General features: G+C 38.5%; 18 protein-coding genes and 1 other annotated feature. All 18 genes read left to right on the forward strand.

All coding sequences use genetic code 11. The annotated features are described in order from the left end of the window. Positions 1-46 precede the first annotated feature (46 nt). The 18 genes from M1F91_RS00875 to M1F91_RS00960 all read left to right on the forward strand — a co-directional run bounded on the left by M1F91_RS00875 (position 47) and on the right by M1F91_RS00960 (position 19884). Positions 47-1003 carry a competence protein CoiA family protein gene (locus M1F91_RS00875; RefSeq protein WP_247912238.1) on the forward strand — a complete coding sequence of 319 codons (957 nt, stop codon included), beginning with the start codon at positions 47-49 and terminating at the stop codon, positions 1001-1003. Between the two features lie 18 nt (positions 1004-1021). Next, the gene (pepF, locus tag M1F91_RS00880) at positions 1022-2824 is read left to right on the forward strand and encodes an oligoendopeptidase F (protein WP_247912239.1); all 1803 of its coding nucleotides are present in this window, start codon (positions 1022-1024) and stop codon (positions 2822-2824) included. A gap of 1 nt (position 2825) precedes the next feature. Continuing rightward, positions 2826-3539 carry an O-methyltransferase gene (locus M1F91_RS00885; RefSeq protein ID WP_247912240.1) on the forward strand — a complete coding sequence of 238 codons (714 nt, stop codon included), beginning with the start codon at positions 2826-2828 and terminating at the stop codon, positions 3537-3539. A gap of 74 nt (positions 3540-3613) precedes the next feature. Beyond that, positions 3614-4603 (forward strand): peptidylprolyl isomerase PrsA, encoded by a 990-nt coding sequence (prsA, locus tag M1F91_RS00890; protein ID WP_070678155.1) that lies wholly within the window; start codon positions 3614-3616, stop codon positions 4601-4603. Between the two features lie 212 nt (positions 4604-4815). Beyond that, positions 4816-6027: an FtsW/RodA/SpoVE family cell cycle protein gene (locus M1F91_RS00895; RefSeq protein ID WP_016465935.1), complete on the forward strand. Its 1212-nt coding sequence runs from the start codon at positions 4816-4818 to the stop codon at positions 6025-6027. 23 nt (positions 6028-6050) lie between these two features. Beyond that, the gene (gene ppc, locus M1F91_RS00900) at positions 6051-8876 is read left to right on the forward strand and encodes a phosphoenolpyruvate carboxylase (RefSeq protein WP_247912241.1); all 2826 of its coding nucleotides are present in this window, start codon (positions 6051-6053) and stop codon (positions 8874-8876) included. A 94-nt stretch (positions 8877-8970) separates the two neighbouring features. After that, positions 8971-9184, forward strand: a binding site (T-box leader). Between the two features lie 134 nt (positions 9185-9318). Next, a complete protein-coding gene (gene trpX / locus M1F91_RS00905; protein WP_195184166.1) occupies positions 9319-10317 on the forward strand; it encodes a tryptophan ABC transporter substrate-binding protein in 999 nt (332 codons plus the stop codon). Positions 10318-10377: 60 nt separating this feature from the next. Then, on the forward strand, positions 10378-11244 hold the full coding sequence (locus M1F91_RS00910) for an ABC transporter permease (RefSeq protein WP_036752806.1): 867 nt from the start codon (positions 10378-10380) through the stop codon (positions 11242-11244). Next, entirely contained in the window at positions 11241-11999 is a 759-nt protein-coding gene (locus M1F91_RS00915; RefSeq protein ID WP_006148413.1) for an ABC transporter ATP-binding protein, read from the forward strand. The genes M1F91_RS00910 and M1F91_RS00915 overlap by 4 nt, the downstream gene beginning before the upstream one ends. A 248-nt stretch (positions 12000-12247) precedes the next feature. Continuing rightward, positions 12248-14008, forward strand: coding sequence for a DNA primase (dnaG, locus tag M1F91_RS00920; RefSeq protein WP_247912242.1), 1761 nt, complete (start codon positions 12248-12250; stop codon positions 14006-14008). A gap of 2 nt (positions 14009-14010) precedes the next feature. Then, positions 14011-15120, forward strand: a complete 1110-nt coding sequence (gene rpoD / locus M1F91_RS00925) for an RNA polymerase sigma factor RpoD (protein ID WP_004252673.1) — start codon at positions 14011-14013, stop codon at positions 15118-15120. A 17-nt stretch (positions 15121-15137) separates the two neighbouring features. Then, on the forward strand, positions 15138-15467 hold the full coding sequence (locus M1F91_RS00930; RefSeq protein ID WP_006145447.1) for a metal-sulfur cluster assembly factor: 330 nt from the start codon (positions 15138-15140) through the stop codon (positions 15465-15467). Positions 15468-15576: 109 nt separating this feature from the next. Continuing rightward, positions 15577-16620: a glycosyltransferase family 4 protein gene (locus M1F91_RS00935; RefSeq protein ID WP_016465929.1), complete on the forward strand. Its 1044-nt coding sequence runs from the start codon at positions 15577-15579 to the stop codon at positions 16618-16620. Between the two features lie 8 nt (positions 16621-16628). Then, positions 16629-17945, forward strand: coding sequence for a glycosyltransferase family 4 protein (locus tag M1F91_RS00940; RefSeq protein ID WP_247912243.1), 1317 nt, complete (start codon positions 16629-16631; stop codon positions 17943-17945). A gap of 26 nt (positions 17946-17971) precedes the next feature. Further along, the gene (locus tag M1F91_RS00945) at positions 17972-18163 is read left to right on the forward strand and encodes a PspC domain-containing protein (protein ID WP_247912244.1); all 192 of its coding nucleotides are present in this window, start codon (positions 17972-17974) and stop codon (positions 18161-18163) included. Positions 18164-18192: 29 nt separating this feature from the next. After that, a complete protein-coding gene (locus M1F91_RS00950; RefSeq protein ID WP_000863850.1) occupies positions 18193-18327 on the forward strand; it encodes a DUF4044 domain-containing protein in 135 nt (44 codons plus the stop codon). A gap of 75 nt (positions 18328-18402) precedes the next feature. Beyond that, complete coding sequence (obgE, locus tag M1F91_RS00955; RefSeq protein ID WP_247912245.1) at positions 18403-19713, forward strand: GTPase ObgE; 1311 nt, start codon at positions 18403-18405, stop codon at positions 19711-19713. Positions 19714-19722: 9 nt separating this feature from the next. After that, entirely contained in the window at positions 19723-19884 is a 162-nt protein-coding gene (locus tag M1F91_RS00960; RefSeq protein WP_006148428.1) for a hypothetical protein, read from the forward strand. Positions 19885-19916 lie beyond the last annotated feature (32 nt).

The raw sequence follows: 19916 nt of genomic DNA on the forward strand, positions 1-19916 counted from the left end.
ACTCTCTTTTCTTATCCTTTTCGAATGAATTAGAAAAGGAGAGTTTATGTTTTTAGCTAGAGATAAAAAAGGTCATTTAATCAACGCGTTAGAGAATGAAGTAAAGAAACAAGCTTATTATTGTCCAGCTTGCGGAACGAGTGTTCGCTTGAAAAAAGGAAAAAATGTAAGAACTCATTTTGCGCATGAAAGTTTAAAAAGTTGTGATTTTTATCATGAGAACGAAGGTCCAGAGCATTTGGAGAATAAGGTGGCACTTTTTAATTGGGCTAAGAAAGATGCTGAAGTAGAAATGGAATATCCGATTCCTGAACTTAAGCAAATCGCAGATATCCTCATCAACAAACAATTAGCACTAGAAGTTCAGTGTAGTCCTATTTCTTGCGAACTTTTACGGGAGAGAAGCAATGGTTATCGAAGTTTGGGAATTCAAGTTCTTTGGCTACTGGGAGAAAAGCTCTGGCCTAAAGATCGACTAACTAAACTTCAAAGAGATTTTCTTTACTTTAGTAATAATATGGGATTTTATTTTTGGGAGTTAGACCATAAAAGACAAGTTTTGAGGCTCAAGTACCTCATTCACCAAGATTTGAAAGGGAAACTCCATTATCAGCTCAAGGAATTTTCTTATGGCAAAGGAAATCTCCTAGAAATTTTACGTAGTCCTTATCAGCAACAAGAGCTAACTGCTTTTTCGGTCGAACAGGACAAGAATATTTGTCATTACATTCAAAAACAACTCTATTATCAAAATCCCTATTGGATGAAACAACAAGCCCAAGCTTATTTAAGAGGAGAAAATCTTTTAAATCTAAAAATACAGGACTGGTATCCCCAAGTAAGGCCGATAGAACATGGTCATTTTTGTCAGATAAGTCAAAATCTATATGATTATTACCGCAACTTTCAGGCTTATTATGAACTGAATCCACAAAATCAGCAACAAAAGCTCTATCCACCTGCCTTTTATCAGCATTATTTCTCGAAAAATATGGTAAAATAGAAAGGATGGAGGAAATTTATGGTATTACAACGAAATGAAATCAATGAAAAAGATACATGGGATCTATCAACGATCTTTGAAACAGACCAAAAATGGGAAGAAGAATTAGCCCTATTAACTGAGGATACAAAAGAAGCAGCTAGTCTTGAGGGACATCTTTTGGATAGCGCAAAAAGCCTTCTTAATATTACAGAGCGTTATTTGGATTTGAGTCGTCGTCTTGAAAAACTCTATGTCTACGCTCATATGAAAAACGACCAGGATACACGAGTTGCTAAATATCAAGAATACTATGCAAAAGCAATGACTCTTTATAGTCAACTCGACCAGGTATTCTCTTTCTATGAGCCAGAATTTATGGCAATTACTGAAGAGCAGTATCAAAACTTTTTAGCAGAAGAACCAAAACTCCAGCCTTATAAACACTTCTTTGATAAACTCTTGCAAAATAAGGAACATGTCCTTTCACAACGTGAAGAAGAGTTGTTAGCAGGTGCTGGTGAAATCTTCGGGGCAGCTAGTGAAACCTTTGCTATCTTAGATAATGCAGATATCGTCTTTCCATTTGTTAAAGATGAAGATGGAAATGAAGTGCAGTTGTCACATGGTGTCTATATGCGCTTAGTAGAATCTAAGAACCGTGAAGTTCGTCGTGGTGCATATGAAGCACTATACTCTACCTATGAGCAATATCAACATACCTACGCTAAAACCTTGCAGACAAATGTAAAAGTACAAAACTACCGTGCAAAAGTTCGGAACTACAAGAGTGCGCGTGAAGCTGCTCTTGCGGCCAACTTTGTTCCAGAAAGTGTCTATGACAACTTAGTATCTGCTGTTCGTAAGCATTTGCCATTATTGCATCGTTATCTCTCACTTCGTTCAAAAATATTGGGTATTCCAGACCTTAAAATGTACGATGTCTATACACCACTGTCTTCAGTAGAATACAGCTTTACTTATGAGGAAGCCTTGAAGAAGGCAGAGGAAGCTTTGGCTGTTCTTGGTGAGGATTACTTGAGTCGTGTTAAACGCGCCTTTAGCGAACGTTGGATTGATGTGTATGAAAACCAAGGCAAGCGTTCAGGTGCATACTCTGGTGGTTCTTATGATACCAACGCCTTCATGCTTCTTAACTGGCAAGATAACTTAGACAATCTCTTTACTCTTGTACATGAGACAGGTCATAGTATGCATTCTAGCTACACGCGTGAAACCCAGCCTTATGTATATGGAGATTACTCAATCTTCTTGGCAGAAATTGCTTCAACAACCAATGAAAATATCCTAACTGAAAAATTATTGCAAGAAGTTCAAGATGACGCAACACGCTTCGCTATTCTCAATAACTTCTTGGATGGTTTCCGTGGAACAGTGTTCCGCCAAACTCAATTTGCTGAATTTGAACATGCTATTCATCAAGCCGATCAAAATGGTGAAGTCTTGACAAGCGAGTTCTTAAACAATCTCTATGCTGACTTGAACCAAGAATATTATGGTTTGAGCAAGGAAGACAATCCTCAAATTCAGTACGAGTGGACTCGTATCCCTCATTTCTACTATAATTACTATGTATATCAATATTCAACAGGCTTTGCAGCAGCTTCGGCCTTGGCTGAAAAGATTGTTCACGGTAGTCAAGATGATCGTGACCGTTATATTGATTACCTCAAGGCTGGGAAGTCAGACTATCCTCTAAATATCATGCGAAAAGCTGGTGTTGATATGGAAAAAGAAGACTATCTTAATGATGCCTTTGCAGTCTTTGAACGCCGTTTGGATGAGTTCGAAGCCCTTGTTGAAAAATTAGGATTAGCATAAAATGGTTGAGTCATACAGTAAAAATGCTAACCATAACATGCGACGGCCTGTTGTTAAGGACGAGATTGTGGAATTTATGCGCCACAGACAAGAGCAGGTGACTGGTTCTTTAAAAGAACTAGAAAACTTTGCTCGCAAGGAGAATATTCCTATCATTCCTCATGAAACAGTCGCTTATTTCCGTTTCCTAATGGAAACAATTCAACCAAAGAATATTTTAGAAATTGGAACGGCAATTGGATTTTCAGCTCTTTTAATGGCAAATCATGCTCCAAATGCAAAAATAACAACCATTGACAGAAATCCTGAAATGATTGGTTTTGCCAAGGAAAATTTCGCCAAGTTTGATAATCGCCAACAAATCACTCTTTTGGAAGGCGATGCGGTAGACGTTTTGTCAATATTGACAGAGACCTATGATTTTGTTTTTATGGATTCTGCTAAGTCCAAATACATCATCTTTCTACCAGAAATACTCAAACACCTTGAGGTTGGTGGAGTAGTTGTCTTGGATGATATTTTCCAAGGTGGAGATATTGCTAAGGATATTATGGAAGTCCGACGTGGACAACGGACGATTTATCGGGGCTTGCAACGACTCTTTGATGCGACTTTGGACAATCCAGGATTAACAGCTAGTCTAGTTCCTCTTGGAGATGGAATCTTGATGCTAAGAAAGAATCAAGCAGAAATAGAACTGCCTGATGTTGATTAATTTCAGATATTTTTAAGACAATTTAGTAAAATAGATAAGGTAAACATTTATCTAGTGTATAAAAAGGAGTAAACATGAAGAAAAAATTATTGGCTGGTGCCATCACTTTGTTATCAGTAGCTACATTGGCTGCTTGTTCAAATAGCTCTCAAGGAGCTGACCTCATCAGTATGAAGGGTGATGTCATCACTGAGCACCAATTTTATGAAGAAGTGAAAAACAACCCAACTGCTCAACAAATTTTGCTCAATATGACAATCCAAAAAGTTTTTGAAAAACAATATGGATCTGAAGTAAGTGACAAAGAAGTAGAAGATGCGGTAGCAGAAGAGCAAAAAAGATATGGTGATAGCTATCAAATCGTTCTTTCTCGTGCTGGTATGACAGCAGAAAGCCGTAAAGCTCAAATTCGTACAAGTAAACTAGTTGAATATGCTGTTAAGAAAGCTGCAGAAGCTGAATTGACAGATGAGAACTACAAAAAAGCTTACGATGAGTACACACCAGAAGTAACTGCTCAAGTGATTAAACTTGACAGTGAAGATAAGGCTAAAGAAGTACTTGCTAAAGCACAAGAATCTGGAGCTGATTTTGCACAATTGGCTAAGGATAATTCAACTGACGAAAAGACAAAAGCAAATGGTGGTGAAATCACCTTCGACTCTGCATCAACAGAATTGCCAGACGTTGTTAAAAAAGCAGCCTTTGCCCTTAATGTTGATGGAATCTCAGATGTGATCACAGCTCCAGGTACACAAGCTTATTCAAACAGTTTCTATATTGTGAAATTGATCAAGAAAACAGAAAAATCTTCTAACTGGGAAGATTATAAAGAAAAATTGAAGACAGTTATCTTGACTCAAAAACAAAATGATGCTACTTTTGTTCAAGGTGTAATTAGTAAAGAGTTGCAGGCGGCAAATATCAAGGTTAAAGATCAAGCCTTCCAAAATATCTTTACTCAGTACATTCAAAGTGATACAACAACTCAAACGACAACTACATCAGCAGCAACTGAAACGACCACAACTGCAGCTGAAACGACAACAACATCTTCAAACTAAAGATGAAAACTCTATCTTTCTACTCTTGAAAGGTAGAGTTTTTTTGGAGTTTTCTTAGCTAAAAGCCCAAAATATAAATAAATGTTTGTGAATTCTAAAAGCTTAAATTCTAGGCTTTAACGGATAAGAGTTTTTTTCTAGTCTAAAAAGTGGTATAATAGCATGTAAAACTAGAATTAATAGAAAATTAAAAATTTAGTAGATGGTGAAATATGAAAATTAGTAAAAGGCACCTGTTGAATTACTCTATTTTAGTGCCCTATATTCTCTTATCCGTTCTGGGATTGATAGTGGTATATTCGACAACGAGTGCATCCTTGATTCAGGAGGGTAAGAGCGCCTTTCAATTGGTTCGAAATCAGGGCTTATTTTGGATCGTTAGTTTGTTGCTTATTGCAGTAATCTATAAGCTGAAACTTGGTTTTCTTCGAAACGAACGTTTGTTATTTATCGTTATGTTTGCTGAGTTAGTGTTACTAGCTTTAGCACGTTTGATTGGGATTCCCATCAATGGTGCTTACGGTTGGATCAAAGTAGGACCTATTACTGTTCAGCCTGCGGAATACTTGAAAATTATCATCATTTGGTACTTGGCTCAACGCTTTTCAAAACAACAAGAAGAAATTGCCGTTTATGATTTCCAAGTATTAACTCAAAACCAATGGTTTCCTAGAGCGTTTAACGATTGGCGATTTGTCCTTCTAGTCATGATTGGTAGTTTGGCTATTTTCCCTGACCTTGGAAATGCTACAATTCTCTTTTTGGTAGCATTGTTGATGTACTCAATTAGTGGGATAGCTCACCGATGGTTTGCAACTATTCTTGGAGTATTGACCAGTTTATCCTTTGTTTCTCTAACAACCATTAAGCTTGTTGGTGTTGATAAGTTTTCTAAGATTCCAGTATTTGGATACGTAGCTAAACGATTCAGTGCTTTCTTTAATCCATTTGATGATGTCGCTGGTGCAGGACACCAGTTGGCAAATTCATACTATGCTATGGTAAATGGAGGATGGTTTGGGCTAGGATTAGGAAACTCTATCGAAAAACGAGGCTATCTACCTGAGGCACACACGGACTTTGTTTTCTCTATTGTGATTGAAGAGTTTGGATTTGTCGGTGCCAGTCTTATTTTAGCTCTATTATTCTTCCTAATTCTTCGTATTATTTTAGTGGGGGTACGAGCAAAAGATCCGTTCAACTCTATGGTAGCAATCGGTATTGGTGGAATGATTTTAATTCAGGTATTCGTTAATATCGGAGGGATTTCAGGATTGATCCCTTCAACAGGTGTAACCTTCCCATTCCTTTCACAAGGGGGGAATAGTCTCCTGGTTCTATCAGTAGCTATCGCCTTTGTGTTAAATATCGATGCTAGTGAAAAACGTGCAAAACTCTACAGCGAATATGAAGCACAACTCTAAGAAAATGTGACAAGGAGAAAAATATGTCTCTTCAAAAACTAGAAAATAACAGAAACAAAACTGTAGTCCAAGAAGAAGTTCAAATCTTGACAGATTTACTTGAAGATATCACGAAAAATATGCTTCCTGCTGAGACTTTTGACAAGATTATGCAGTTGAAGAAGCTATCATCAAATCTAGACTATCAAGGACTAGATAAGGTAGTGAGAAGTCTTTCAAATGATGAAATGGTCTACATCTCCAGATATTTCTCTATTTTACCACTTTTGATTAACATCTCCGAAGACGTAGACTTAGCTTATGAGATTAACCATCTAAACAATATTGATCAAGATTATCTTGGTAAATTGTCAACAACCATTGAAATGGTTGCTGAAAAAGAAAATGCGGCTGAAATTCTAGAACATCTGAACGTGGTGCCAGTATTAACAGCCCATCCAACTCAGGTTCAACGTAAGAGTATGCTGGACTTGACTAATCATATCCATAATCTCTTGCGTAAATACCGTGACGTGAGAATGGGGCTTATTAACAAAGAAAAATGGCACAATGATCTTCGTCGCTACATTGAGATTATCATGCAGACGGATATGATTCGTGAGAAGAAACTAAAAGTAACGAATGAAATCACAAACGTGATGGAATATTACAATAGTTCTTTCCTACAAGCTGTACCAAATCTAATGTTAGAGTATAAGCGTCTTGCAAAAGAGCAGGGAATTGACCTAAAACAAGCAAAACCTATCACCATGGGAATGTGGATTGGTGGAGACCGTGATGGCAATCCATTTGTAACTGCTGAAACACTCATGCGTTCGGCTACCATTCAAAGTGAAGTGATCTTAAACTACTACATCAGTAAGATTTCTAGTCTCTACCGTACTTTCTCTCTTTCTACTAATTTATCTAAGACAAGCAAGGCTGTTGAAGAAATGGCTGCTCAATCTAGTGATACATCTGTTTTCCGTGAGAAAGAACCTTATCGTCGGGCTTTTCACTTTATTCAATCAAAATTAATTCAAACTCTCTTAAATTTGAAAGAGTGGGCTCTTGTCGGCTCATCAGCAGATGAACGCCATCATATTGAACGACTCTTTGGAACTCAAGGACATCAACAAGGAGTGGTTACTGACTATATTAGTAATCGTCTCTCAGGAGCCATTCAAGAATTGGCTGAAGATCGTCCTCCTTACTACGAAACAATTGAAGAATTTAAACAAGACTTAGCTATCATTAAAGATTCATTGCTTGAAAATAAGGCAGAAGCCTTGCTTACTGGAGAGTTTGCTGAGCTTTTGGAGGCTGTTGAAGTCTTTGGTTTCTTCTTGGCATCTATCGATATGCGCCAAGACTCAAGTGTTCATGAAGCCTGTGTTGCTGAATTGTTAGCATCTGCTGGAATTAATGACCATTATAGCGATCTTTCAGAAGATGAGAAGTGCGAGTTGCTTTTACATGAACTATTAGAAGACCCTCGAATCTTGTCAGCTACTCATGCTGAAAAGTCTGAACTTCTTGAAAAAGAATTAGCCATTTTCCAAACTGCACGTGAATTAAAAGATCGTTTGGGAGAAGACGTCATTCGTCAAACGATTATTTCTCATGCCACCAGCGTGTCTGATATGTTAGAATTGGCGATTATGCTGAAAGAAGTCGGTCTTGTAGATGCTGAAAAAGCACGTGTTCAAATCGTTCCTCTCTTTGAAACAATTGAGGATTTGGATCATTCCGAAGAGACTATGAGAAAGTATTTCTCTTTACCGCTTGCTAAGAAGTGGATTACTTCAAAAGATAATTATCAAGAAATCATGCTAGGTTACTCTGATAGTAACAAGGATGGTGGTTATCTATCATCTTGTTGGACTCTATACAAAGCTCAACAACAATTAACCGCTATCGGTGATGAATTTGGAGTCAAAGTAACCTTCTTCCACGGTCGTGGTGGGACTGTTGGTCGTGGTGGTGGCCCTACTTATGACGCCATTGCTTCTCAACCACTCAAATCAATCAAGGACCGGATTCGATTAACTGAACAAGGTGAAGTTATCGGAAATAAATACGGAAACAAGGATGCAGCCTACTATAACTTGGAAATGTTGGTATCAGCGGCTATCAACCGTATGATTACACAGAAGAAGAGTGACACTAATACTTCAAACCGTTACGAAGCCATCATGGACCATGTAGTCAGTCGTAGCTATAATATCTACCGTGAACTAGTATTTGGAAATGATCATTTCTACGATTATTTCTTTGAATCTAGTCCAATCAAGAATATCTCAAGCTTTAATATTGGTTCTCGTCCAGCAGCACGTAAAACAATCACTGAAATTGGTGGTCTACGTGCCATTCCTTGGGTATTCTCATGGTCACAAAGTCGTGTCATGTTCCCAGGTTGGTATGGTGTTGGTTCAAGCTTCAAGGAATTTATTGATCAAGATCCAAAAAATATTGAATACCTTCGTGACATGTATCAGAACTGGCCTTTCTTCCAGTCGCTACTATCAAACGTTGACATGGTTCTATCAAAATCAAATATGAATATTGCTTTTGAATATGCTAAACTTTGTGAAAGTGAAGAAGTACAAGCAATCTACTATACTATTTTGGATGAATGGCAATTGACTAAGAATGTTATCCTGGCTATCGAAGGTCATGAAGAACTCTTGGCAGAAAACACTTATTTGAAAGATAGTCTGAATTACCGCATGCCTTATTTCAATGTTCTTAACTATATTCAGTTAGAGTTGATTAAGCGTCAACGTCGCGGAGAGTTGTCCTCACATGAGGAAAGATTGATTCATACGACCATTAACGGAATTGCTACAGGATTACGTAATTCAGGTTAATACAAGCAATATTTTCCAAAAACCGTAGGAATTTTCATAATTTTTTAAAAGAATTCATGAAAATCCTTGACAAGTTTTAGTAAAATGATATAATTTAAGCATTCAGAAAGTAATCATCGAATTTTTTTAGCGAGTCTGTGGTTGGTGGAAACAGATAGAAGAAGATGATGAAATTGGGCTGGATGTTATTAAGAATTTGAAATCATAAGAATTCGGTGAGCACACCTTATAGTGCAACTCGTGAAGCGAGTAAGAGCGATAGGAAAATTCCTATAATTGAGGTGGCACCGCGCATCGACGTCCTCACACAAGTTTTTTGTGTGAGGACTTTTTCTATGGGGAGGAAAAAATGATGGAAATCAAACGATGGCGACGCTTGGTAAAGTTATATTGAAAGTGACATGAACATTACGAAGTTTAAGTGAAATAAGGAGAAATAGATATGAATAAACGTTTAATTGGTATTATTGCAGCACTAGCACTTGTAGTTGGAGGAAGCTTGGTCTACTCTAACTTAACGAAACAAGATACTAAAACCGAGACAGCTAACAAAACAGCTAAGGTTGGTGTTCTACAGTTCGTCAGTCACCCATCACTCGACTTGATTTACCAAGGTATCCAAGATGGACTTGCTGAAGAAGGCTATAAAGGTGATCAAGTTAAAATCGACTTTATGAACTCAGAAGGTGACCAAAGTAAGGTTGCCACAATGAGTAAACAATTGGTGTCAAATGGAAATGATGTTGTTGTCGGAATTGCGACACCTGCAGCTCAGGGTCTAGCAAGTGCAACAAAAGACCTTCCTGTTATCATGGCAGCTATTACAGACCCAGTTGGAGCTAACCTTGTACAAAACTTGGAAAAACCAGGTGGAAACATCACAGGGGTATCTGACCATAACCCTGCTGAACAACAGGTTGAATTGATTAAAACATTGACTCCTGATGTCAAGACAGTTGGAGCTCTTTACTCAAGTAGCGAAGATAACTCAAAATCACAAGTCGAAGAATTCAAAGCTTACGCTGAAAAAGCTGGTTTGAAAGTAGAGACTTTTGCAGTTCCTTCAACTAACGAAATTGCTTCTACAGTAAACGTTATGACTGGTAAAGTAGATGCAATCTGGGTTCCAATTGACAACACAATCGCATCTGCGTTCTCAACTGTAGTATCAAGCAACCAAACAGCTAAAAAACCAATCTACCCAAGTGCGACTGCCATGGTAGAAGCAGGTGGTTTGGCATCAGTGGTTGTTGATCAACACGATCTTGGTGTTGCTACCGGTAAGATGATTGCCAAAGTCTTGAAGGGTGAAAAACCTGCAGATACACCAGTTAATGTCTTCTCAACTGGTAAATCAGTTATCAATAAAAAAGTGGCTCAAGAACTTGGAATCACTATACCTGAATCAGTTCTTAAAGAAGCTGGTCAAGTAATCGAATAAGAATAAAGGAGGAGTTGGAGACATCTCCTCCAATTTTTAAAAGAAGGAAATGAATGTAACATGATAGTATCGATTATTTCACAAGGATTTGTCTGGGCTATTCTAGGTTTGGGAATCTTTATGACCTTTCGAATCCTCAACTTTCCAGATATGACAACCGAGGGTTCCTTCCCGCTTGGAGGAGCGGTAGCAGTAACTCTAATTACACAAGGTGTCAATCCTTTTCTTGCTACCTTAGTAGCTGTTGGAGCAGGCTGTCTTGCAGGTTTAGCGACTGGTCTTCTTTATACGAAAGGAAAGATTCCAACACTCTTGTCTGGTATTTTGGTGATGACTTCTTGCCATTCTATCATGCTCATGATTATGGGACGGGCAAACCTTGGGCTCTTAGGAACTAAACAAATCCAGGACGTTCTTCCTTTCTCATCTGAGGTTAATCAATTATTTACAGGTTTGATTTTTGTGACTTTGGTTATCCTTCTTATGCTTTTCTTCCTAGATACTAAATTGGGACAAGCTTATATCGCAACAGGAGATAATCCAGATATGGCTCGTAGTTTTGGTATCAATACTGGACGTATGGAGTTGATGGGCTTGGTCTTGTCAAATGGTGTGATTGCACTAGCTGGCGCTCTTATCGCTCAACAAGAAGGCTATGCAGATGTTTCTCGTGGTATCGGGGTTATCGTAGTTGGGCTTGCTAGCTTGATTATCGGTGAAGTACTCTTTAAGAGTCTTACATTAGCAGAACGTCTGGTTACTATTGTTGTTGGTTCTATTAGTTACCAATTCTTGGTATGGGGAGTCATTGCTCTTGGCTTTAATACTAGCTACCTCCGTCTATACAGTGCTCTTATCCTAGCAACTTGTCTAGTCATTCCAACCCTTAAGGATAAATACTTGAAAGGAGTCAAGTTAAGCAAATGACAGCGATTGTAGAATTAAAAAATGCCACAAAAATTGTGAAAAATGGATTTGATGAAGAAAAGATTATCCTAAACGATGTTTCGCTTGATATTTATGAACATGACTTCATCACAATCTTGGGTGGAAATGGTGCAGGAAAATCAACACTCTTTAATAGCATTGCAGGAACTTTACCTTTAACTAGTGGGACTATCCGTATTATGGGAGAAGATGTGACTCATTTCAGCCCTGAAAAACGTGCTAAGTACCTTTCTCGTGTCTTTCAGGATCCTAAGATGGGAACTGCCCCTCGTATGACGGTTGCAGAAAATCTCTTGATTGCTAAGTTTCGTGGTGAAAAACGTGGACTTTTTCCAAGAAGACTCTCAGCTTACAAGGAAGAATTTCAAGCAACCATTGAGAAAGTCGGAAATGGTCTAGAAAAACACTTGGATACACCGATTGAATTCTTGTCAGGTGGACAAAGACAGGCCTTGAGCCTCTTGATGGCAACCTTGAAACGTCCTGAACTCCTTTTGTTGGATGAACATACGGCAGCCCTTGACCCTAAGACAAGTGTAGCCTTGATGGAATTGACAGATGACTTTGTCAGCAAGGACCATCTAACAGCATTGATGATTACCCACCACATGGAAGATGCTCTCAAGTATGGAAATCGTCTCATTGTTATGAAGGAAGGACGAATCATCCAAGATTTGAACAAGGATGAAAAAGCTAAGATGAAGATTTCAGATTACTATCAGTTGTTTGAATAAGATTACTCATTTACAAAAAACTTAGAGATAAAATTTTATCTCTAAGTTTTTTGTTGAAGCAAAGAGAGATTTTTTATTTATATATTTTTTTCAATTTTAAGTAAATGTGTAATTTCCTAAAATTTTACTCTCGAAAATACCTATTTTCTATGAAATAGAAGCATGTAAAAGGTGTGAAATGGTTTACTTTTTTTCAGAAATAAGCTATACTATATAAAGTAAACTGTGATAAAATGGAGGTATTGTCTATGGTTGACAAGAGAGTCATCGAAGAAATCAAAAACAATACCAATATTGTCGAAATCATAGGAGAAGTGATTTCTTTACAAAAATCTGGACGGAACTTTTTGGGGCTCTGTCCTTTTCATGGTGAAAAGACCCCTTCCTTTAACGTGGTCGAAGATAAGCAATTTTATCACTGCTTTGGTTGCGGTCGTTCCGGAGACGTCTTTAAGTTTATAGAGGAGTATCAACAAGTAACTTTTGCGGATGCGGTAAGGATGTTGGGCGAACGTCTCGGAATGCACCTTGAAGCTCCTGCACATAACCCTGTTCCACACACGTCACCCCATCAAAATCTCTACGATATGCATGACAAGGCTGCACGTTTTTATCATGCAATCCTCATGACGACTAAAATGGGTGAGGAGGCGAGAAACTATCTCTATAAACGTGGCTTGACTGATGATGTCATTAAACACTTTATGATTGGTCTAGCTCCAGCAGAACGCTCTTATCTTTATCAGCGTTTAGCAGACGATTATAGTGAGAAGGACTTGCTGGATTCAGGTCTATTTTATCTATCTGAGAGTAACCAATTTTTTGATACTTTCCATAACCGGATTATATTTCCACTCTCAAACGACCAAGGAAAGGTAATTGCTTTCTCTGGACGGATTTGGCAAGAGACAGATTCTCAAACTGCCAAGTATAAAAATAGTCGAGCGACGGCGATTTTTAACAAGAGTTACGAATTATATCATTTGGATAGGGTAAAAAAAGGATCTGGAAAAGCTCCTGAAATGTATCTGATGGAAGGCTTTATGGATGTCATTGCTGCCTACCGTGCTGGTATTGAAAATGCAGTAGCTTCCATGGGAACGGCCTTGACTGCTGAACACGTCGAACATCTCAAACGCTTTACAAAAAAAGTGATTATCACTTATGACGGTGATAAGGCAGGACAAGCTGCAACTGCTAAAGCTTTGGACGAGCTTAAAGATCTACCTGTACAAGTAGTCCAGATTCCTGATGCAATGGATCCTGATGAGTATTTACAAAAGAATTCTCCAGAGGATTTGGCTTATCTTTTATCCAATACTCGAATCAGTCCGATTGAGTTTTATATCCATCATTACAAACCTAGTAATGGTGAAAATCTCCAAGCACAGATTGAGTTCATTGAGAAAATTGCACCTCTTATCGTCAAAGAACCTTCTATCACAGCCCAGAACACCTATATTCATTTGTTGACGGATCATTTACCATCTTTTGATTATCAACAAGTCGAGCACATTATCAATGAAAGTCGTGTCAGACAAAGACAAGAAAAAGTGAAGCAGGTTGTTAATCCGACACCAATTACTATGTCGGTTTCTAAACAATTGACGGCAGTCATGAGAGCTGAAGCACATATTCTTTATCGTATGATGGAGCACCCCCTTGTGTTGAATGATTATCGTTTGAGAGATGATTTTGTATTTGAAACTCCAGAGTTTCAGACCTTGTATGGACTCTTGATTGATAATGGTTCGATTTCTTCTGAAGACTTGGCAAATCAGACTAGAGAAGTGGAAAATGCTTGGTACCAAGTGTTAGCCTTGGATCTACCTTCTGAAATGTCTCCAGAAGAACTAAAGGAAGTGGAAGAGTCTCGTAATCGTGCTCTTCTAAATCAACAAAACTTGCAAATTAAAAAGAAAGTTCAGGAAGCTAGTCATGTAGGCGACACAGATACTGCTTTAGAAGAGCTTGAACGCTTAATTGCCCAAAAAAGAAGAATGGAGTAAGAATGGCAAAAAAACAAAAAGAAGTAACAACTTTTGATGTCCAAGTTGCAGAATTTATTCGTAACCATAAGAAAACTGGTACTGCGACAGATGATGAAATTAACAATGTCCTTGTAATTCCTTTTGCTCTTGATGTAGAAGGTATTGAGAACCTTTTGCAACGGATTCAAGATGCAGGTATTGCAATCACTGATAACGAAGGAAATCCGAGTGAACGTGTCTTAAGTACAGAGGAAGAACCAGAACTTAGCGATGAAGACTTAATTGGTTCAACATCTGCCAAAGTCAATGACCCTGTTCGTATGTACTTGAAGGAAATTGGTGTCGTACCTCTTCTTACTAACGAAGAAGAAAAAGAATTGGCTCTCGCTGTTGAAGCAGGAGATGTTGAAGCGAAACAACGTCTAGCAGAGGCTAACCTTCGTTTGGTAGTTTCTATTGCGAAACGTTATGTTGGACGCGGTATGCAATTCCTTGATTTAATCCAAGAAGGAAATATGGGATTAATGAAGGCCGTTGATAAGTTCGACTATTCAAAAGGATTCAAATTCTCAACTTATGCAACTTGGTGGATTCGTCAGGCTATTACGCGTGCCATTGCTGACCAAGCTCGTACCATCCGTATCCCAGTTCACATGGTAGAAACAATCAACAAGCTTGTTCGTGAGCAGCGTAACCTTCTTCAAGAATTGGGACAAGATCCTACTCCTGAGCAAATCGCTGAACGTATGGATATGACACCTGATAAGGTTCGTGAAATTTTAAAGATTGCGCAAGAACCAGTTTCTCTTGAAACACCTATTGGTGAAGAGGACGATAGTCATCTTGGTGACTTTATCGAAGATGAAGTGATTGAAAATCCGGTTGACTACACAACTCGTATTGTCTTGCGTGAGCAGTTGGATGAAGTTCTTGACACCTTGACTGACCGTGAAGAAAATGTTTTGCGTCTTCGTTTCGGTCTTGATGATGGTAAAATGCGTACTCTAGAAGATGTAGGTAAAGTCTTCAATGTCACTCGTGAGCGTATCCGTCAGATTGAGGCAAAAGCATTGAGAAAACTTCGCCAACCAAGTAGAAGCAAACCGCTTCGTGACTTTATCGAGGATTAAGATAGAGGAGACTGAATATGGCTTACACAGAAGAGCAAATTGAAAACATCAAAACACGGATTTTGACAGCTCTAGAAGAAGTTATCGACCCAGAATTAGGAATCGATATCGTCAACCTAGGTCTAATTTATGAGATTCGATTTGATGGTGATACCGGTGATACTGAGATTGATATGACCTTAACGACTATGGGTTGTCCATTAGCAGACCTCTTGACCGATCAAATTTATGATGCTATGACAGATGTACCAGAGGTTACTAACGTTGAAGTGAAATTAGTTTGGTATCCAGCTTGGACGGTTGAAAAAATGAGTCGCTATGCACGTATCGCTTTAGGTATTAAATAGAATGATATAAAAAAAGAAATAGTATAAGTGTTAGGAAATTCCCTAGCTTTTATGCTATCTCTTTTTTAATTTGCTGATTTTCTTTCAATAAAATGATATAATGGATAGTATGGAAAAAGAGAAATTACGCATCAACATGCTAAGTTCGAGTGAAAAGGTAGCAGGACAAGGTGTTTCTGGAGCTTACCGTGAACTTGTGCAACTTTTGAAACGTGATGCGAAAGACCAACTAATTGTAACGGAGAATCTTCCTGTAGAAGCTGATGTTACTCATTTTCATACAATCGACCTTCCTTATTATCTGTCAACTTTTCAAAAGAAGCGTTCAGGTCGTAGAATTGGTTATGTCCACTTCTTGCCTGACACCTTAGAAGGTAGTTTGAAGATTCCATTCTTTCTAAAAGGGATTGTTAAGCGCTACGTATTTTCTTTTTATGACCGTATGGAACACTTGGTTGTGGTTAATCCTACTTTTATCGAAGATTTGGTTGCAGCTGGTATTCCTCGTGAAAAGGTGACCTATATTCCTAACTTTGTTAACAAAGAAAAATGGCACCCACTTTCTGCAGAAAAAGTAAGTCAACTTCGACAAGATATGGGGTTGAGTGAAAATCAATTTGTAGTAGTAGGAGCTGGGCAGGTTCAGAAGCGCAAGGGAATCGATGATTTCATCACTCTTGCTGAGGAACTACCGGACATCACCTTTATTTGGGCTGGAGGCTTCTCATTTGGTGGGATTACAGATGGTTATGAACGCTATAAAAAAATCATGGATAATCCTCCAGAGAATCTGATTTTCCCTGGAATTGTTGAGCCAGAACGGATGAAAGAACTGTATGCTTTGGCAGATTTGTTCTTACTTCCTAGCTATAATGAGCTCTTTCCGATGACTATTCTAGAAGCTGCGAGTTGTGAAGCTCCCATTATGCTTCGGGACTTAGATCTTTATAAGGTTATTCTAGAAGGCAATTACAGACCAACCACCGATGTGGAAGAGATGAAACAAGCTATTATGGAATATAGAGAGCATCCAGAAGCTTTGAAAGAGTTAAAAGAAAAGGCCAAGGCTATTTCAAGAGAATACTCAGAGGAGCATCTCCTTGAAATATGGCTAAAATTCTATCGGGAGCAAGCGGCTTTAGGAAAAAAATGAGGTAGTATATGCGAATTGGATTATTTACAGATACTTATTTCCCACAGGTTTCGGGTGTTGCAACCAGTATTCGAACCTTAAAAACAGAGCTTGAAAAGCAAGGGCATGCAGTCTTTATCTTTACGACAACCGATAAGGATGTCAATCGTTATGAAGACTGGCAGATTATTCGTATCCCTAGTGTTCCTTTCTTTGCCTTTAAAGACCGTCGTTTCGCTTACCGTGGATTTACCAAAGCTCTTGAGATTGCAAAACAATACAAACTCGATATTATTCATACCCAAACCGAGTTTTCTCTTGGTTTATTGGGAATTTGGATTGCTCGAGAACTGAAAATTCCAGTCATTCATACATATCATACCCAGTACGAGGATTATGTTCACTATATTGCTAAGGGGATGTTGATTCGTCCAAGTATGGTCAAATATCTTGTTCGAGGTTTTTTGCATGACGTTGATGGAGTCATTTGTCCGAGTGAAATTGTACGCGATCTTTTATCTGACTATAAGGTAAAAGTTGAAAAGCGTGTTATTCCTACTGGGATTGAACTTGCCAAATTTGAACGCCCTGAGATTGGTCCTGAACACATTAGTGACTTAAGGGATAAACTAGGGATCCAACAAGACGAAAAGATGCTTCTAAGTCTTTCTCGAGTCTCTTATGAGAAGAATATTCAAGCAGTTCTTAAAGCTTTACCAGATGTCCTAAAAGAAGAACCAAATGTTAAACTGGTTGTAGCTGGAGATGGACCTTATTTAGACAATCTTAAGGAGCAAGCAGAAGATTTAAAAATTCAAGATTCTGTTATCTTTACAGGTATGATTCCGCCAAATGAGACGGCACTCTATTATAAGGCAGCTGATTTCTTCATATCGGCTTCTACAAGTGAGACTCAGGGATTGACTTATCTGGAAAGTTTAGCTAGTAAGACACCTGTTATTGCCCATGGGAATCCTTATTTGGATAATCTCATCAATGATAAAATGTTCGGAACCCTTTATTATGAGGAAAGGGACTTGGCAGGAGCGATTCTTGAGGCTTTACTTGCTACACCGTCAATGGATGAAAAACACTTGGCTGAAAAATTATATGAAATTTCTGCTGAGAATTTTGGTAGAAGAGTCCATGAATTTTATCTAGACGTCATTATTTCAAATAATTTTGCCAAAGAAACAGGGGCTGACGAACCTGTTACAAAACGTATTTTAAAGACAGTCTTCTATATTCCGCAACAGGCTGTTACTATGCCAGTTAAAGGTTCGAAGCGTATGCTTAAGGCATCTAGAAAACAATTAAGAAATTTAAGAAAATATTTAAATGATTAATCAAATCAAAGAAAGGAAATAAAAATATGCAAAAGAAATTTATGAGAAGTGGTAAAGATCAAAAAATCGGTGGTGTATGCGCTGGTTTAGCACATTATTTTGATATTGACCCTACAATCGTACGTGTTATTTGGGGAGTTTTGGCTTTCTGTTATGGCGCAGGACTTATTGCTTACTTGATCTTGTGGGCAATCGCTCCTGTATCTGATGAGTATTAATATTAGAGTATTAGAGTAAAGGAGAAAACATGGCATTCGGTGATAATGGTAAACGTAAAAAAACATTCTTTGAAAAACTTACAATGTTTGTCGTATTAATCATGTTGTTTGTTACTTTAGCCGGTATTTTTGCGACTGCAATTGGTGTATTTAGTAGATTCTAAATTGCTAGTTGTAGGATTTATTTCAAATAGTTGGTGACTGGGATTTCCCAGCCCTTTTTAAAGTGAGAAAAGAATATGAGTATGTTTTTAGACACAGCCAAGATTAAAGTAAAGGCTGGTAATGGTGGCGATGGCATGGTTGCCTTTCGTCGTGAAAAATACGTCCCTAATGGTGGACCATGGGGCGGTGATGGAGGACGTGGTGGTAACGTTGTTTTCGTTGTAGACGAAGGTTTACGTACCCTTATGGACTTCCGTTACAATCGTCATTTCAAGGCCCAATCAGGTGAAAAGGGGATGACAAAAGGAATGCATGGCCGAGGAGCAGAAGACTTGATTGTCCGTGTACCTCAAGGGACAACTGTGCGTGATGCGGAGACTGGGAAAGTTCTCACTGATTTGATAGAGAACGGACAAGAGTTCATCGTGGCTCACGGTGGTCGTGGTGGTCGCGGAAATATCCGTTTTGCAACACCTAAAAATCCTGCACCAGAAATCTCAGAAAATGGAGAACCTGGTCAAGAACGTGAATTACAGTTAGAACTTAAAATCCTTGCGGATGTTGGTTTAGTTGGTTTCCCATCTGTCGGAAAATCAACACTTCTTAGCGTGATTACCTCTGCTAAGCCAAAAATTGGGGCCTACCACTTTACAACAATCGTTCCTAATCTTGGTATGGTACGTACTCAATCAGGTGAGTCCTTTGCAGTAGCAGACCTTCCTGGATTGATTGAAGGTGCTAGTCAAGGTGTTGGTCTAGGTACTCAGTTCTTGCGTCATATCGAACGTACACGCGTTATCTTGCATATCATTGACATGTCAGCTAGTGAAGGACGTGATCCTTATGAGGACTATCTAGCAATCAATAAGGAACTTGAATCTTATAACCTTCGTCTTATGGAGCGTCCACAGATTATTGTTGCCAATAAAATGGATATGCGTGAGAGTCAAGAAAACCTTGAAGAGTTCAAGAAAAAATTGGCTGCTAATTATGATGAGTTTGAGGAGTTACCGCCAATCTTCCCAATTTCAGGTTTGACTAAGCAAGGACTTGCACCTTTATTAGATGCAACAGCTGAGCTTCTTGATAAAACGCCAGAATTCCTTCTTTATGATGAGTCAGAGATGGAAGAAGAGGCTTACTATGGCTTCGATGAGGAAGAAAAACCATTTGAGATTGGTCGTGACGATGATGCAACTTGGGTTCTTTCAGGTGAAAAACTCATGAGACTCTTTAATATGACTAACTTTGACCGTGATGAGTCTGTCATGAAATTTGCACGTCAGTTGCGTGGTATGGGAGTTGATGAAGCTCTTCGTGCTCGTGGTGCTAAGGACGGCGACCTTGTCCGTATTGGAAAATTTGAGTTTGAATTTGTAGACTAGGAGATAGCTATGGGTGATAAACCAATATCTTTCCGAGATGCTGATGGAAATTTTGTTTCTGCAGCAGACGTCTGGAATGAAAAGAAATTAGAAGAACTTTTTAATCGTCTCAATCCCAATCGTTCATTGAGACTTGCGAGAATGAAGAAACAAGCTGAAGAAAAAAAATAAGAATAAAAGAACCCGTGATATTTGTATCACGG

It is taken from the genome of Streptococcus sp. oral taxon 431, assembly GCF_023110115.1.
In the GTDB taxonomy this organism is placed as follows: Bacteria; Bacillota; Bacilli; order Lactobacillales; family Streptococcaceae; genus Streptococcus.